The sequence below is a fragment of the Aeromonas jandaei genome (assembly GCF_037890695.1).
Classification (GTDB): Bacteria; Pseudomonadota; Gammaproteobacteria; order Enterobacterales; family Aeromonadaceae; genus Aeromonas; species Aeromonas jandaei.
Map to the genome: position 1 here is coordinate 907,620 of NZ_CP149571.1, position 14,300 is coordinate 921,919.

The following is a 14,300-nucleotide window of genomic DNA, read 5'->3' on the forward strand; positions in this document are numbered from 1 at the left end:
AGAGAGGAGGGGGCGAGTCGGCTCGCCCCCGATCGGCAGATTATTTGAGTTGGGTAGAGGTACCGTCAGCGTGCCACTGGAACACACCGAATTCGAAGCCTTTCAGGTCGCCGTTCGGTGCCCAGTTGAGCTGGCCCATCACAGTATCGACCGGCGCAGCCTTGATGGCGGCAGCAACGGCAGCCGGATCCTCGTCACCCGCCTTGGCGATACCGGCCGCCAGGGTTTGCACCGCGGCATAGGTAGTCCAGACGAACGGGCCGGAGGAGTCCTGACCCTTGGTCTTGAATGCCGCAACCAGCGGGGCGTTGGCCGGCACCAGATCATACTTGTTCGGCAGGGTTACCAGCAGGCCTTCGGAAGCCGGGCCACCGATGGCGGAGATGTCCTTGTTGCCCACCCCTTCCGGGCCCATGAACTTGGCCTTCAGACCCTTCTCGCCAGCCTGACGCAGGATCAGACCCAGCTCCGGGTGATAGCCGCCGTAGTAGACGAAATCGACGTTCTCTTTCTGCAGCTTGGCGATCAGGGCGGAGAAGTCCTTGTCACCGGCAGTGATGCCTTCAAACGCGACGACCTTGACGCCAGCCTTGTCCAGTGCCGCTTTCACGCTGGAGGCGATGCCTTCGCCATACTGCTTCTTGTCGTGGATAACGGCAACGCGCTTGGGTTTGACCTGCTCGATGATGTATTTGGCGGCAGTCGGGCCCTGATCGCTATCCAGACCTATGGTGCGCAGGGTCAGCTGGTAGCCGCGCTCGGTGATCTTGGGGTTGGTGGAGGCGGGGGTGATCATCAGGATCCCCTCGTCTTCATAGATGTCGGAGGCGGGCAGGGTGTTGTCGGAGCAGAGGTGGCCGACCACGAATTTGACGCCGTCGTTCACTACCTTGTTGGCTACTGCCACTGCTTGTTTGGGATCGCAGGCATCGTCATAGACGATCGCTTCGATCTGCTTGCCCTTGATGCCGCCTGCCTTGTTGATCTGCTCGACCGCCATCTTGCCGCCGGTGAACTGCATGTCACCGTACTGGGCGACCGGACCGGTGACCGGACCGGCGATGCCGATCTTGATGGTATCGGCGGCATGGGCCATGGAAACTGATCCAAACAGAGCCAAAGAAACCGCTGCCTTTACTGCCATTCTTCCAAAATTATTCATTGATTCATCCTTTAATCAGTGGATTGTTTCATTCCCGTGTGCCTTTCCGGATCCAGGTCCTGCATGTCCGGCAGTAGATAAGGTTCTATCATTCCTCGCGGGGCAATAACAAGATGTTAAAGATACTAACCAGAGGGGGTTGCGAGCGGGTATTTTGAAACAAATGACCTGTTTTAAAATGGCATTTAGAGTTTAATTTTGAAAGTTGGTGTTAACATCTCGATAACCAGAGGCGGTCTGGATAAACGCCAGAGGATTAATCTGACGATATTTTACCCTGATGCTGCTCCCATTTTGACCACAATCCGTTTGCGCAAACAAAAATGAGCGCCTAAATTAGCCAGCATTGACAATTCCGTGGCAGAGCTCGTTAAAACCAAGCCTTTATTCGGGAAATCTGCTAATGTTCCGCCTTTGAAAGTCAGGAGACAGAGATGGCAACAATCAAGGATGTCGCCTCCCGTGCAGGCGTATCCATCTCCACCGTCTCACATGTGCTCAACCACACTCGCCGGGTCAGCGAAGACGCGACCCAGAAAGTGATTGAGGCGGTGGCAGAACTCAACTACGCGCCCAACTCGGTAGCGCGCAGTCTTAAAATAAATTCGACCAAAACCATCGGCATGCTGGTCACCACCAGCGTGAACCCCTTCTTTGCGGAAGTGGTGCAAGGGGTGGAAGCCTACTGCTTCGAGCAGGGCTACAGCCTGATCCTCTGCAACACCGAAAACCAGCCGCCCCGTCAGCAGCACTATCTGCGCATGCTGATGGAGAAGCGGGTGGACGGCCTGCTGGTGCTTGGTACCGATATCGATGCTCAGCTGCGCGACATGCTGCGCATCCACAAGAACGTGCCTCAAGTGGTGCTGGACTGGGGAACCGAGTGCGATTTCGCCAACGTTATCAATGACAACGCCCGCACCGGTGCGCGCATGGCCATGCGCTATCTGATGGAACAGGGCCACCGCGACATCGTCTGCATCACGGGCCAGCTCTCCAAGCCGACCACCCAGCAGCGACTGGACGGGGTGCGCGATGCGCTGGGCGAACACGGTCTGACCCTGAAAGAGGAGCAGATCTTTGAAGGGGATTATGAGAGCCAGAGCGGTTTCGATGCCATGCAGTGCATCCTGACCCTGCAGCCTCGCCCGACTGCGGTGTTTGCCTTCGACGATCCCATGGCGATCGGTGCCATCTGCGCTGCCTGGGAAGCCGGGATCAAGGTGCCGGACGATATCTCCATCATCGGTTACGACGATGTGGAGATGGCGCGCTTCTCCAGCCCGCCGCTGACCACCATCCGCCACCCGAAGGCCGAACTGGGCCAGCTGGCGGTGAAGCATCTGGTCAGCCGGATCCGCAACAAGGAGCTGGAAGTGGAGTCGATGACGGTACAGCCGGAGCTGATCGTCCGTCGCTCGGTCAAGCCACTGCGCTGATCCTGGCCTGTTTGCAACGAGAAACCCCCTCCATCGCGAGGGGGTTTCTGTTTTTACGAGCCAGCAAGGCAAGGGCGTGTCAGCTCTGTTTTATTGCGGGATCACCCAGTCAGCAGCCGGTAGACGCGCTCTTCGTGCTGGCAGCCTGATTGCGCGAGAACTTATGCCAACGGACACCCTCGGGTGTCCGTTTTGTTTTGGCGTCAGGCTGGCAGTGGGCCGGAAAGAATTACTGGATGGAGACCGACAGGGTATGGGGCACCTTCTCGCCACGGCGGGCTGTGGCGCGCATCTGATAGACCTGGATCAGATACTTGCCGGAGGCAGGCAGCTTGCCCTGCCACTGTTCGCCGACTGCGCCCGAGCTGAGCGCTTCGGCCTGACCGGGCACCGCGCCGGGGGCAAAGACGTTGAAGTTGGCATTGCTGCTGCCGGAGATACCGACCGTCATGGTCTGGCCCGCTTTGGCGACCAGCGTGTAGTTGATGGTGTCATAGCCTGCGAAGGTGCCCTTGACCTCGGCACTGTGGGCTCCCTTGGCGAACTGCACCGGCACGGTCGTCACCTTGTCGGCCGCCTGAGCACCGGTTGCCATGGCCAGAGTCAGCAAGGCAGCCATTATGGATCTCTTCATCTCTCAACTCCCTGTTTATTAACTCTTTAATCAACAAAGTCTGCGGTTTTACGCCGGCAGCTTACCAGATGCAGCGTTATGACCCGGTAGCATCACCAAGTGTGGTCGTTTATGGCCAACGGGGCGCGATCTTTATGCGGCCAGCTATCCCATGGAGGCAAACGGAGATGTGATCAGGGCCGTGCTCCTGATACAGGTCGATCCGCAAAGAGGTCGTTTGGCCGCTAAGATGAGGTGAAGAGGAAAAATGGGACATTCACCCTCTAAACTTAAGACTGACACCGAATATGGACTCAATCTGACGAGGACGTTGTATGCTGTATCGCTGGCTTGCCCTCTACTCCCTTCGAACCTTCACCCTGTGGTGCGTTGCCCTGATAGTGCTCACCCTGTTTGCGACCAGCGTGCTGGATCAGCGCTTGAGCCGACAGTTGGCCGCCATGGATGAAGAGACCGCCCACCTCAATAGCACCCAGAATCTGTTGCAGGAGCTGCGCTACCACACCACCCAGATCCAGCAGTTTCTGACCGATGCCTCCCTGACCGGCGATGCCGGCTCAATGTCCGAGGCACGCAGCCACTCTGACGCTGCGCAGGCTCTGTTGCCCGGTCTGGCGGAAGAGAAGCTGGACCTGCAGCAACTGCTACAACAGCAGATGGCGGTGGGCCAGCAGATGGTCACCGCCTATCAGCAGCAGGGGGCCGAGGCGGGCAACCGGGTGATGAAAGCAGAGGGGAGCGGGTTTGACGTGATCTCCGCTGCCATTGCCGATCAGGTTGGCGGGGCGTTGCAGCGCCACGGGCAGGAGCTGGCAGCCGACCGTGCCTCCAACCTCGCGCTGCAAGATAGTTTCGAGACCCAGATGGTGGCACTGCGTCTGCTCACCTGCCTGCTGGTGCTCGCCATTCTGGGCGTTCTGCTGCTCAAGGTACTGGTGCCGCTCAAGCAGCTGGATCGCAACCTCGAGAACCTGGCTCACGGCAGCAAGAACCTCACCTTTCGTCTGCCGGTGATCGGGCGGGATGAATTTGCCAAGCTGGCGGTAACGTTCAACCACTTTATCGGCGATGTGGACCACATCATCGCTACGGTGCAAGGGGTGGCGGAGCAGAACAACCGCAAGATTGGTGGCCTGAAAGAGCAGACCGATCGCACCCGACAGGGGATGGTTCAGGTGCAGACCAATACCGATATGCTGGCCACCGCCATCAACGAGATGGCCAGCACGGTGCAGGAGATCGCCCGCAACACCGAAGAGGCGCGGCTGGAGACCGAGCAGACCCAGCGCGAGGCGCTGACCGGGCAGGGCCGGGTCGAAGAGGCGATGGAGATGATCCACAAGGTCGCCAGCGGCATGGAGCAGGCGGCTGGCACCATCAACCGGCTGGAGCAGGAGAGCAACCAGATCGGCGAGATCGTCAACGCCATCCGTGCCATCTCCGAGCAGACCAACCTGTTGGCCCTCAACGCCGCCATCGAAGCGGCCCGCGCGGGCGAACAGGGGCGCGGCTTTGCGGTGGTGGCCGACGAGGTGCGCACCCTGGCGAGCCGTACCCAAAACGCCACCGTCGAGATCCAGCAGAAGATTGAGCAGCTGCAGCGGCGCACCAGTGAAGCGGTCAGCACCATGCACGAGACCACCCGTCAGAGCGAACAGGCGGTGGTGCAGGCGGGCGAAGCGGGGCAGACCCTGCACGCCATCGTCTCGGCGGTCGAGCGCATCACCGGGCTCAACACCCAGATTGCCACTGCCGCCGAGCAGCAGTCACAGGTGGCCGAAGAGACCAACCGCAGCGTGGTACAGGTTGCCGATATCGCCCACCAGACGTTGGCGCTCACCCTGCAAAGTTCCCGCAGCACCAAGGAGGTGGGCTTTGGCAGCGAAGAGATCCGCCTGCTCGGCAGCCAGTTCCAGGTCAGCCACCGCACCGAGCACGCCAATAACGAGGATATCGTCCACTGGAGCGAGGCCTTCAGCGTGCAGGTGGCCGAGATAGATCGCCAGCATATCGGCCTGTTCGATGCCATGAACCAGCTCTACCGCGCCATTCAGGATGGCAGCGGCAGCGATCAGGTAAAACAGCGGCTCGACCGGCTGGTGGGGCTGGCCAAGCAGCACTTGCTGGACGAAGAGAAGCTGATGGAGCGGGCCGGTTACAGCCAGCTCACTCCCCACAAGGGGGTTCATGTCAAACTGCTGCAGGATCTGGAGCGCCACCTCGGCAGCTTTGCCCGCGGCGAACCCGATGCCGACCTCAATATCGTCATGTTCCTCAAGAGCTGGCTGATCGATCATATCTTCCGGGTCGACAAGCAGTACGTCACCGAGCTCAACGCCGCCGGGATCCACTGATCCCGCCGCTGGCCCAACGCAACCAAACGAATCGAGGCGCCCATGGCGCCTCGATTCATTGATAGCAAAGCAGGAATAGCGGCAGCCGCTTACAGGCTGGCGAAATCTACCTCGGGCAGGGTTTCAAAGCCGGGGCGGGCAAACAGATAGCCCTGCATCAGGCTGACGCCCATCTCCCGCAGGCAGGCCATCTCTTCGCGGGTCTCGACCCCCTCCGCCAGCGGGGTAATCTGCAACTCGGCAAGCAGGGCCAGAGAGTGGCGCACTATGGCTTGCCGGGTCGGGTCATGGTCGATGCCGCGCAGCAGGTGCATGTCGAGCTTGACGATGTCGGGGCGAAAATCGGCCAGCAGGCTGAGGCCCGAGTAACCGGCACCAAAGTCATCGATCGCCGTCTTGAAGCCGAGCGCCTGATAGTGATCGACGATGCCGCGAATATGGCGGTTATCCAGCACCTGCTCCACCTCGGTGAACTCGAACATGATCTGCTCGATGGGAAAGAGATGCTCGCGGGCCGCCTGCAGGGTGGTGCGGATGCAGCGCTCCGGGCGGTAGACCGCATTGGGCAGAAAGTTGATGCTCAGCATGCCCCGCATATCGAGCCGGGCGGCCAGTGCGATGGCCTTGATCCGGCACAACTGATCGAAGCGGTAGCGATTGCCATCGTTGACCCGGGCAATCACGCTCTGCGCCGGCTCGTTGTTGAGCCCCCGCACCAGCGCCTCGTAGCCGAAGATGGTGCGCTTGCTGCAATCGACGATGGGCTGAAAGGCCATGGTGAAGTCGAAGTCGAGATCTGCTTTCTCCTGACACAGCTGGCAGATGGCGGGGGACGGGGCGGCAGGTATATCCATGACTCTCCTCTCGTGGCGTGGCGGCGCTGGGGACTGTCTCAAATGATAACAGCTCGGCTCCACCAGCACGGTAATTTCCCGGTAATACGCAGCCACTCCCCTTGAGGCACCAAACGTTACCCCGTTTTCTGCAAGATATGCGGCAAGGGCGGGCGCGGATGGCCTCGCTTGTTTGCCAGAGATCGGGCGATGCCCCGCAGGCACCCGTTATCGCCGCTGGTGGCCGCCAACTCCGCCAAGGTAGTTGGTATAAACAGAATTTATGGGTTTTCGGATAATGACCCAATTTTTACTTATGCAAGCTTGCAGCTTGCTCTGATGCCGCAGTTTGGCCCGCTCACTGCCCGCAAGGGGCAATGGCCGATCTTGATCAACCGGCATAGAGCGCCAGCCAATGTCCTGTAGGTTCGATTAGCGCAGCGTAATCGGACGAACGAGAGGCTTTGGTTGTTGCGGTGCAACAGAGGCGGCCAGTCGAAGGGGAGAATTCGGCTGGCCGTGATGGTGGGAGAATCTATTTACATGCATGTCCGATTACGCCTGCTGCTAATCGAGCCTACGGGATAATAATGGTTTTTATTGCTCATATGAGAATATAAAAATATATTGGTTCATCTAAAAAATATTAGGGGTGTTTTCCATATGTGGGTTGTATACGTTTCTAACAAGCCGGATTCAAAAAGAAATTTTGAAATTGGGATGAAGGCGGGAGTATGGGGCGTACATGATAGTAAAAAGAGTACAATTCAAAATGTGAAAAAAGATGAAATGGTAATGTTTGTGCATGCCATTTCTTGGTTAAAAGCGAATGGACCTATGCCGGATGGTTTTTCTCGGGTGAAAAAAACTTCTGACTTTAAAGGGTTAGTGAAGCGAATTGTATTTGGTCGGGTAACAAACTCATTTTATGAGTCTGAAGAAACTATTTGGCCTGATGCATCCTATCCGAATAGATTTAATTTTGAAGTTATTCAGGAACATAAAGACAACGTTTTTTTTGGTACTGAATTTTATGATGCAAGTATTGTTGAGGCCGTTCGATATTCTGCTTGTCATCAAGGTGCAGTCTCTAAAGTTGTAATGGAATATAAGTCCATTGAGGAAATAGAAAAACCGTTTGTTTTTGAAGATTCAGCAAAATATTCTGTTGTCGAAGGACAGGAAATATATCGTTTACATAAAACATATGAGCGAAGCTCAAAAATAGTAGAAGAGAAAAAGCGCTCAGTGTTAGAAGAAAAAAATAAACTCGAGTGTGAAGTTTGTGATGCTGATTTCCACGCTATTTATGGTGAGCATGGTAAAGGATTTGCTGAATGTCATCATGTAAATCCTCTTGCATTTCGTGACGGTGAGGAAGAAACCAAGTTAGAAGATCTTATTATCCTCTGTGCTAACTGTCATAGAATGATTCATCGTAAAAAACAATGGTTAACTGTTGATGAGTTAAAAGGAATTTATAACAATGCAAAATTCAAATCTTGATTTTTTAAATGAAAGAATAAAAAATTTTGTAGCTGAGAGAGATTGGGATAAATTTCACTCACCCAAGAATCTAGCAATGGCTCTTTCTGGCGAAGTTGGAGAGTTGATATCTCATTTTCAATGGCTGTCAGAACAGGAGTCATATTTAAAGCATGACGAAAAAAAGTTTGTGGAAGTTAAAGAAGAAATTGCTGATGTATTTTTATACCTAATGATGCTGTCAAATAAGTTAGGTGTGGATATAGTTTCTGTCGCTATGGATAAAATTGATAAAAACGAAATTAAATATCCAATATCTCTTAGTAGAGGTAAGGCAACCAAATATAGTGATTTTTGATGCACGTTTAATTTCAAAATAAATTTTCCGCTGATAAATAAAACGGCGCCTTACGGCGCCGTTTTTAATATCACTCAACCCAACCAACATCACTGCAGCAGGGAGATATCCGCGACTTGCAGGAACAGGTTGCGCAGGTTGTTCAGCAGCGCCAGACGGTTGGCCTTGAGGGCCTCGTCGTCGGCCATCACCATGACTTCGTTGAAGAAGGTATCGACCGGCTCGCGCAGGGCGGCCAGACGGGTGAGGGCAGCCTGATAGTCACCGGCGGCGAACAGCGGGGCCAGTTCGGCTTGCAGTTCGGCAACCTGGGTGGCCAGCGCCTTCTCGGCGGCATCGACCAGCAGTTCCGGTTTGACGGCAGTCGGCAGTTCGCCTTCGACCTTGGCCAGAATGTTGCTCACGCGCTTGTTGGCGGCAGCCAGTGCCAGTGCGGCATCCAGGGTGCGGAAGTGGCTGACGGCCTTGACGCGACGATCGAAGTCGAGCGGACGGGTCGGGCGGCGGGCCAGTACGGCCAGCACCACGTCGGCACCGATGCCTTCGTCCTGATAGGCGGCGCGGAAGCGGCCCAGCATAAAGTCGACCACGTCGGTAACGACGGTTTTGTTGGTCAGCTTGTCGCCGTAGACGCGTACCGCTTCTTCAACCAGTTCAACCAGATCCAGATCCAGCTGCTTCTCGGTCATGATGCGCAGGGCACCGATGGCGGCGCGACGCAGGGCGAACGGGTCCTTGTCACCCTTCGGCAGCATGCCGATGCCGAAGATACCGGCCAGGGTGTCGAACTTGTCGGCCAGCGCGACGGCGCAGGCAACCAGACCGGACGGCAGGGCATCACCGGCAAAGCGCGGCATGTACTGCTCGTTGAGGGCCACGGCCACCGCTTCGTCTTCGCCATCGTGACGGGCGTAGTGCATCCCCATGACACCCTGGGTGTCGGTGAACTCGCCGACCATGTTGGTCATCAGATCACACTTGGAGAGCAGACCGGCACGCTTGGCCTGAGCCACGTCGGCACCGATACGCTCGGCGATAAAGCCGGCAACGGTCTCGATGCGCTCGACCTTGGCCTTGACGGTGCCCAGCTGTTGCTGGAACAGCACGGTTTCAAGGCGCGGCAGGCGGGAGGCCAGGGTCTGTTTGAGGTCGGTCTTGAAGAAGAACTCGGCGTCGGAGAGGCGGGGGCGAACCACCTTCTCGTTGCCGCTGATGATCTGGCTCGGGTCTTTGGACTCGATGTTGGTGACGAAGATGAACTTCGGCAGCAGCTTGCCGTTCTTGTCGTAGACCGGGAAGTACTTCTGGTCACCCTTCATGGTGTGAACCAGCGCTTCAGCCGGAACGGCCAGGAACTTCTCTTCGAAGTTGGCGGTCAGCACCACCGGCCATTCGACCAGTGCGGTCACTTCTTCCAGCAGGGCGTCGTCCAGATCGGCTACGCCACCGAAGGCGGCAGCGGCCGCTTCGACGTCAGCCTTGATCTTGGCCTTGCGCGCCATAAAGTCGGCAATCACCATGCCGCGCTCCTGCAGGATCTGCGGATACTGGCTGGCGTTGTCGATGGTGAACTCGCTTTCGCCCATAAAGCGGTGGCCGCGAAGGGTGCGGGCAGAGTCGATACCCAGAATGTGGGCGGGAACCAGCTCGCCATCCAGCAGCAGGGTCACGGTGAAGACCGGACGCACGAACTGGATGGTCTTGTCGCCCCAGCGCATCATTTTCGGGATCGGCAGCTTGGCCAATGCAGAAGCAACCAGCTCGCCCAGCAGATCGACGGCCGGACGGCCTTCGACCTTGGCGGTGTGAACCAGCCACTCGCCCTTGTCGGTGACCAGACGCTCGGCCTGTTCAACGGTGATGCCGTTGCCACGAGCCCAGCCTTCGGCAGCCTTGGTCGGCTTGCCTTCGGCATCGAACGCCTGAGCCACGGCCGGGCCGCGCTTCTCGACGCTCTTGCTCGGCTGTTCGCCAGCCAGCTCGCTCACCTTCAGCGCCAGACGGCGCGGTGAGGCAAACCACTCGACGTCGCCGAAGGCCAGATCGGCCTTGGTCAGTTCGGCTTTGAAGTTGTCGGCAAAGGCTTCGGCCAGGGAGCGCAGGGCTTTGGGCGGCAGCTCAGCAGTACCGATCTCTACCAGAAATGTATGTTGTGCCATGTCCGTTCCTTAACCTTGCTTGTTCTCACTGCGCTGACACATAGGGAAGCCCAGCGCTTCGCGGGAGGCGTAGTATGCCTCTGCCACGGCCTTGGTCAGGGTGCGAATGCGCAGGATGTAGCGCTGACGCTCGGTGACCGAGATGGCCTTGCGGGCATCCAGCAGGTTGAAGGAGTGAGCGGCTTTGAGGATGCGCTCGTAGGCAGGCAGCGGCAGTGGTTTTTCCAGTGCCAGCAGGTTCTGGGCTTCCTTCTCGTACTGCTCGAAGCAGTGGAACAGGAAATCCACATCGGCGTGTTCGAAGTTGTAGGTGGATTGCTCCACTTCGTTCTGGTGGAACACGTCGCCGTAGGTGGTCTTGCCCAGCGGGCCGTCAGACCAGACCAGATCGTAGACGCTGTCCACGCCCTGAATGTACATGGCCAGACGCTCGAGACCGTAGGTGATCTCGCCGGTGACCGGCTTGCATTCGAGGCCGCCAACTTGCTGGAAGTAGGTGAACTGGGTCACTTCCATGCCGTTCAGCCACACTTCCCAACCCAGACCCCAGGCACCCAGAGTAGGGTTTTCCCAGTTGTCTTCCACGAAGCGGATGTCGTGGATCTCGGGATCCATGCCCAGCTCTTTCAGGGAGCCCAGATAGAGTTCCTGAATGTTGTCGGGGGAAGGCTTGATGATCACCTGGAACTGGTAGTAGTGCTGCAGGCGGTTCGGGTTTTCACCGTAGCGGCCGTCAGTCGGACGGCGGGACGGTTGCACGTAAGCGCAGGCGATGGGCTCCGGGCCCAGGGCACGCAGACAGGTCATGGGGTGGGAAGTACCGGCACCCACTTCCATATCCAGCGGCTGAATGATGGTACAGCCCTGGCGGGACCAATAGTCCTGCAGCTGCAGGATCAGGCCCTGAAAGGTTTTGACATCGAATTTTTGCATAATTTTTTTCGCGCGAAATGAAAATCAGAGCAAGATTTGCTGAATGTGAACCGAGGGAGTATACCGTCTGGCATGGTCGGATAATAGGCGAAATTGCAGCGGATTCGCGGGATGGTGCTGCGCTCTGGCTGGTCGGGCGGGCTGTCCGGTATATGATGTGAGCAGTGCCGCCTGCGGAGTGGGCAGGGTCGGGGAAACCGCTGAAATAACGAGGGAGAGGAAATGGAACTGCGCTGCGCCTGGGTGACCAAAGACCCGGAATACATTGAATACCATGACAAACAGTGGGGCAGGCCGGTCTATGACGCCCGCGAGCTGTTTGCCAAGCTCTGCCTCGACGGCCAGCAGGCGGGACTGTCGTGGATCACCATCCTCAAGCGCACCGAGAGCTATTACCGCGCCTATGCCGACTTTGATCCGCAGCGTATCGTGCAGTTCGACGAGCAGGATGTGGAGCGGCTGATGCAGGACAGCGGCATTATCCGCAACCGGCTCAAGGTGCAGTCGATCATCAAAAACGCCCGCGCCTATCTGGCGCTGGAGGCCGAAGGCATCGACTTTGTCGATTATCTGTGGAGCTTTGTCGGCGGCGCCCCCATCGTCCACCAGCGCCAGGGCAACGGCGATATTCCGGCGACCTCGCCGGAGTCGGATGCCATGTCGAAAGCGCTCAAGAAACGCGGTTTTACCTTCGTCGGCAGCACTATTTGCTACGCCTTTATGCAGGCGGTGGGGATGGTGAACGATCATCTGGTCAGCTGCCCCTGCCATGCCGAATGCCAGCAGGCAGCCCGCCCCGCCCGTACATAGCCCTGCCGAAGTAGCCCCGCAAACAAAAACGCCAGTCATGACTGACTGGCATTGTTGTTTTTGGCAAGGTGAGGGAGGTGGCTACTTCACCCCCGCCTTGATCATGCAGTCGCTGTACTGCTTGTCCACCCGGAAGATGTGGTTGAGCAGCCAATTCTTGAGGAAGATGATCATCTCCATATTGCGCTCCTGCTCGTCGCCCCCTTCGCGGCGGATCAGGGCGCCCAGTTCGGCCAGCAGCTTGACGTGCTCCTGCTTGTGGCGTTGCAGGTCGGGGTAGCAGGCCTGCTCCATGCTCTTCTCTTCATCGGCAAAGTGCTGGGTCGCCAGCTTGAGCAGCTCGTCCAGCCGCTGTTTGCGCTGCTGGGGCGAGCTGTTGTCACGGACTGCGTGGTAGAAGCGGTTCATCGCCTCGAACAACCCCTGATGCTGGCGGTCCACGCTCGGCACGTTGACCATAAAGGATTCGTTCCAGTGCAGCAGGTCTTGCTCGTTACCATTGTGGGGGTTTGAGTTGACCTCGAACTGATCGCTGACCAGACGGATCTCCTCATTGGCCTGATTGAGATCCCGGGTATGGGTGCGGCTCTCGCGCGAAAGGTCCAGACATTCGCGGGCGATGTTGGCGACCAGCATGACGTTGCGGTTGGTCTCTTCGGTCACCTTGGCCTGCTGCTCAGCGGCGGTGGCGATCTGGCCGTTCATGTCGGCAACCCGGGTGATCGCCTCGACGATAGAGTTTAGAGTTTCGCCGGTGCCGGCCGCCTGATTGACCGCCTGCTCGCTGACATTGCGGGTGGTGTGCATGGTGTTGACCGCATGGCGGGTGTTGTTCTGCAGCGCCTCGATCCGCTGCTGGATATCGACGGTAGCCGCCTGGGTACGAATAGCCAGCTGGCGCACCTCGTCGGCCACCACCGCAAAGCCGCGCCCCTGTTCGCCGGCCCGGGCCGCCTCGATGGCGGCGTTGAGGGCCAGCAGGTTGGTCTGTTCCGAGATGGTGCGGATCACCTGCAAGATGTTGCCGATCTGGGTGCTCTCCTGATCCAGCTGGGTCACTTCCCCGGCGGATTGCTCGATATGGTCGGCGACCTGACGGATCAGGGCTATGGTCTGGCTTACCTGCTGCTGGCCATCGTGGGCCTGCTGCTGGGTGAGCAGGGTATCCTGACTGGCCTGCTCGGTGTTGTGCTCGATGTTGTGGACGGTGGCAGTCATCTCGTTGATGGCGGCCGCCAGCATGTCGGTGTTTTGCTGAGCCTGCTGCATGCTGTTGAAGGTGCTGCCGGAGTGGTTCATCAGCAGTGCCATCTTGTCATGGGTTTTGTGGGAAACCTGCTGCACCGAGCCGATCAGGCTGTCGATATTGTCGAGGAAGCGGTTGAACACCTTGGCCAGATAGGCGAATTCGTCCTGCCCCTGAATGCGCAGCCGGAAGGTGAGATTGTGGCTGCGATTGGCCAGCTCGACCAGCTGGGCCATCAGTTGCTGCAGGGGCTGCACGGTCTTGAGGTGGATCAGCAGCAGCATCAGCATGATAACGGCCAGGCTGACGAATAGCAGGATCATATCCTGGCTCTGCAGGGTCTGGTTCTGATTTTCAATGGCCCGCTCCTGCTGCTGCAGTTGCTGCCGCTGCTGTTCGAGCGCCTGTTCGACGGCACTGGCGATGCTATCGGTCAGCGCATCGAAGCCCTGATCCGGCTCCTTCATCAGGCGGTTGCCCGCCTCACGTCCCTCTTTGAGATAGGCATCGACCATCCGCTTGCCCACATCCAGCTGACGGGTCAGCAGGGGGGTCAGAGCACTCTGCAACCGGGGCAGGGTGTCGAGTAGCTGACGAGCCGCCTGAGCATGCTGCTCTGCCTCGCCGATAGAGTCCTGCTCCCCCGATACGGCGGCATCGGTGAGGAATTGTTGTACCTGGGTGGTGTGGTAACGCAGCTCCTGCAGCGCTATCTGGACGTTGGTGATCTTGATCACTTCGCCCGGTAGCAGGCCGAGCTGGCTGGTCAATGTGCTGCGCCAGATGTTGCTCAAAATCATGGTCAGCAAGATGATGAGGCTTGCTCCCAGCAGCAGGCGCCGGATCGATATATTGCGAAGCAGTGAAGACATGGAACCCTCGGATGC

Annotated in this window: 11 protein-coding genes; 5 read left to right on the forward strand and 6 right to left on the reverse strand. The window is 57.8% G+C overall.

What is annotated here, in order from left to right; all coding sequences use genetic code 11:
* Positions 1 to 40: 40 nt before the first annotated feature.
* Complete coding sequence (locus WE862_RS04465) at positions 41 to 1,162, reverse strand: branched-chain amino acid ABC transporter substrate-binding protein (RefSeq protein ID WP_042032759.1); 1,122 nt, start codon at positions 1,160 to 1,162, stop codon at positions 41 to 43.
* Positions 1,163 to 1,596: 434 nt separating this feature from the next.
* Between WE862_RS04465 and WE862_RS04470 the strand changes: the two genes are divergently transcribed.
* Positions 1,597 to 2,601 carry a substrate-binding domain-containing protein gene (locus WE862_RS04470; RefSeq protein ID WP_042032760.1) on the forward strand — a complete coding sequence of 335 codons (1,005 nt, stop codon included), beginning with the start codon at positions 1,597 to 1,599 and terminating at the stop codon, positions 2,599 to 2,601.
* Positions 2,602 to 2,830: 229 nt separating this feature from the next.
* On the opposite strand, the gene WE862_RS04475 is transcribed toward WE862_RS04470, so the two are convergent.
* Positions 2,831 to 3,235 (reverse strand): hypothetical protein, encoded by a 405-nt coding sequence (locus WE862_RS04475; RefSeq protein ID WP_042032761.1) that lies wholly within the window; start codon positions 3,233 to 3,235, stop codon positions 2,831 to 2,833.
* A 314-nt stretch (positions 3,236 to 3,549) separates the two neighbouring features.
* On the opposite strand from WE862_RS04475, the gene WE862_RS04480 reads away from it, so the two are divergent.
* Positions 3,550 to 5,589, forward strand: a complete 2,040-nt coding sequence (locus WE862_RS04480) for a bacteriohemerythrin (RefSeq protein WP_042032762.1) — start codon at positions 3,550 to 3,552, stop codon at positions 5,587 to 5,589.
* A gap of 89 nt (positions 5,590 to 5,678) precedes the next feature.
* Here WE862_RS04480 and WE862_RS04485 read toward each other — a convergent pair whose 3' ends face one another.
* Positions 5,679 to 6,443, reverse strand: coding sequence for an EAL domain-containing protein (locus WE862_RS04485; protein ID WP_042032763.1), 765 nt, complete (start codon positions 6,441 to 6,443; stop codon positions 5,679 to 5,681).
* Between the two features lie 642 nt (positions 6,444 to 7,085).
* Between WE862_RS04485 and WE862_RS04490 the strand changes: the two genes are divergently transcribed.
* Both WE862_RS04490 and WE862_RS04495 read left to right on the forward strand, forming a co-directional pair.
* Positions 7,086 to 7,928 carry an HNH endonuclease gene (locus tag WE862_RS04490; RefSeq protein WP_082035512.1) on the forward strand — a complete coding sequence of 281 codons (843 nt, stop codon included), beginning with the start codon at positions 7,086 to 7,088 and terminating at the stop codon, positions 7,926 to 7,928.
* The gene (locus WE862_RS04495) at positions 7,909 to 8,265 is read left to right on the forward strand and encodes a nucleotide pyrophosphohydrolase (protein WP_042032764.1); all 357 of its coding nucleotides are present in this window, start codon (positions 7,909 to 7,911) and stop codon (positions 8,263 to 8,265) included. The genes WE862_RS04490 and WE862_RS04495 overlap by 20 nt, the downstream gene beginning before the upstream one ends.
* Before the next feature lie 89 nt (positions 8,266 to 8,354).
* Here WE862_RS04495 and glyS read toward each other — a convergent pair whose 3' ends face one another.
* Together glyS and glyQ are read right to left on the reverse strand one after the other, a co-directional pair.
* Positions 8,355 to 10,424, reverse strand: coding sequence for a glycine--tRNA ligase subunit beta (gene glyS, locus WE862_RS04500; protein WP_042032766.1), 2,070 nt, complete (start codon positions 10,422 to 10,424; stop codon positions 8,355 to 8,357).
* 9 nt (positions 10,425 to 10,433) lie between these two features.
* Positions 10,434 to 11,357, reverse strand: a complete 924-nt coding sequence (gene glyQ, locus WE862_RS04505; protein ID WP_042032767.1) for a glycine--tRNA ligase subunit alpha — start codon at positions 11,355 to 11,357, stop codon at positions 10,434 to 10,436.
* Positions 11,358 to 11,579: 222 nt separating this feature from the next.
* On the opposite strand from glyQ, the gene WE862_RS04510 reads away from it, so the two are divergent.
* A complete protein-coding gene (locus WE862_RS04510; protein ID WP_042032768.1) occupies positions 11,580 to 12,167 on the forward strand; it encodes a DNA-3-methyladenine glycosylase I in 588 nt (195 codons plus the stop codon).
* A gap of 81 nt (positions 12,168 to 12,248) precedes the next feature.
* On the opposite strand, the gene WE862_RS04515 is transcribed toward WE862_RS04510, so the two are convergent.
* On the reverse strand, positions 12,249 to 14,285 hold the full coding sequence (locus WE862_RS04515; RefSeq protein WP_042032769.1) for a bacteriohemerythrin: 2,037 nt from the start codon (positions 14,283 to 14,285) through the stop codon (positions 12,249 to 12,251).
* Positions 14,286 to 14,300: the final 15 nt, after the last annotated feature.

Coding starts and splice junctions, on each gene's coding strand:
- WE862_RS04465 (WP_042032759.1), bottom strand. CDS start 1,162: ATGAATAATTTTGGAAGAATGGCAGTAAAGGCAGCGGTTTCTTTGGCT.
- WE862_RS04470 (WP_042032760.1), top strand. CDS start 1,597: ATGGCAACAATCAAGGATGTCGCCTCCCGTGCAGGCGTATCCATCTCC.
- WE862_RS04475 (WP_042032761.1), bottom strand. CDS start 3,235: ATGAAGAGATCCATAATGGCTGCCTTGCTGACTCTGGCCATGGCAACC.
- WE862_RS04480 (WP_042032762.1), top strand. CDS start 3,550: ATGCTGTATCGCTGGCTTGCCCTCTACTCCCTTCGAACCTTCACCCTG.
- WE862_RS04485 (WP_042032763.1), bottom strand. CDS start 6,443: ATGGATATACCTGCCGCCCCGTCCCCCGCCATCTGCCAGCTGTGTCAG.
- WE862_RS04490 (WP_082035512.1), top strand. CDS start 7,086: ATGTGGGTTGTATACGTTTCTAACAAGCCGGATTCAAAAAGAAATTTT.
- WE862_RS04495 (WP_042032764.1), top strand. CDS start 7,909: ATGCAAAATTCAAATCTTGATTTTTTAAATGAAAGAATAAAAAATTTT.
- glyS (WP_042032766.1), bottom strand. CDS start 10,424: ATGGCACAACATACATTTCTGGTAGAGATCGGTACTGCTGAGCTGCCG.
- glyQ (WP_042032767.1), bottom strand. CDS start 11,357: ATGCAAAAATTCGATGTCAAAACCTTTCAGGGCCTGATCCTGCAGCTG.
- WE862_RS04510 (WP_042032768.1), top strand. CDS start 11,580: ATGGAACTGCGCTGCGCCTGGGTGACCAAAGACCCGGAATACATTGAA.
- WE862_RS04515 (WP_042032769.1), bottom strand. CDS start 14,285: ATGTCTTCACTGCTTCGCAATATATCGATCCGGCGCCTGCTGCTGGGA.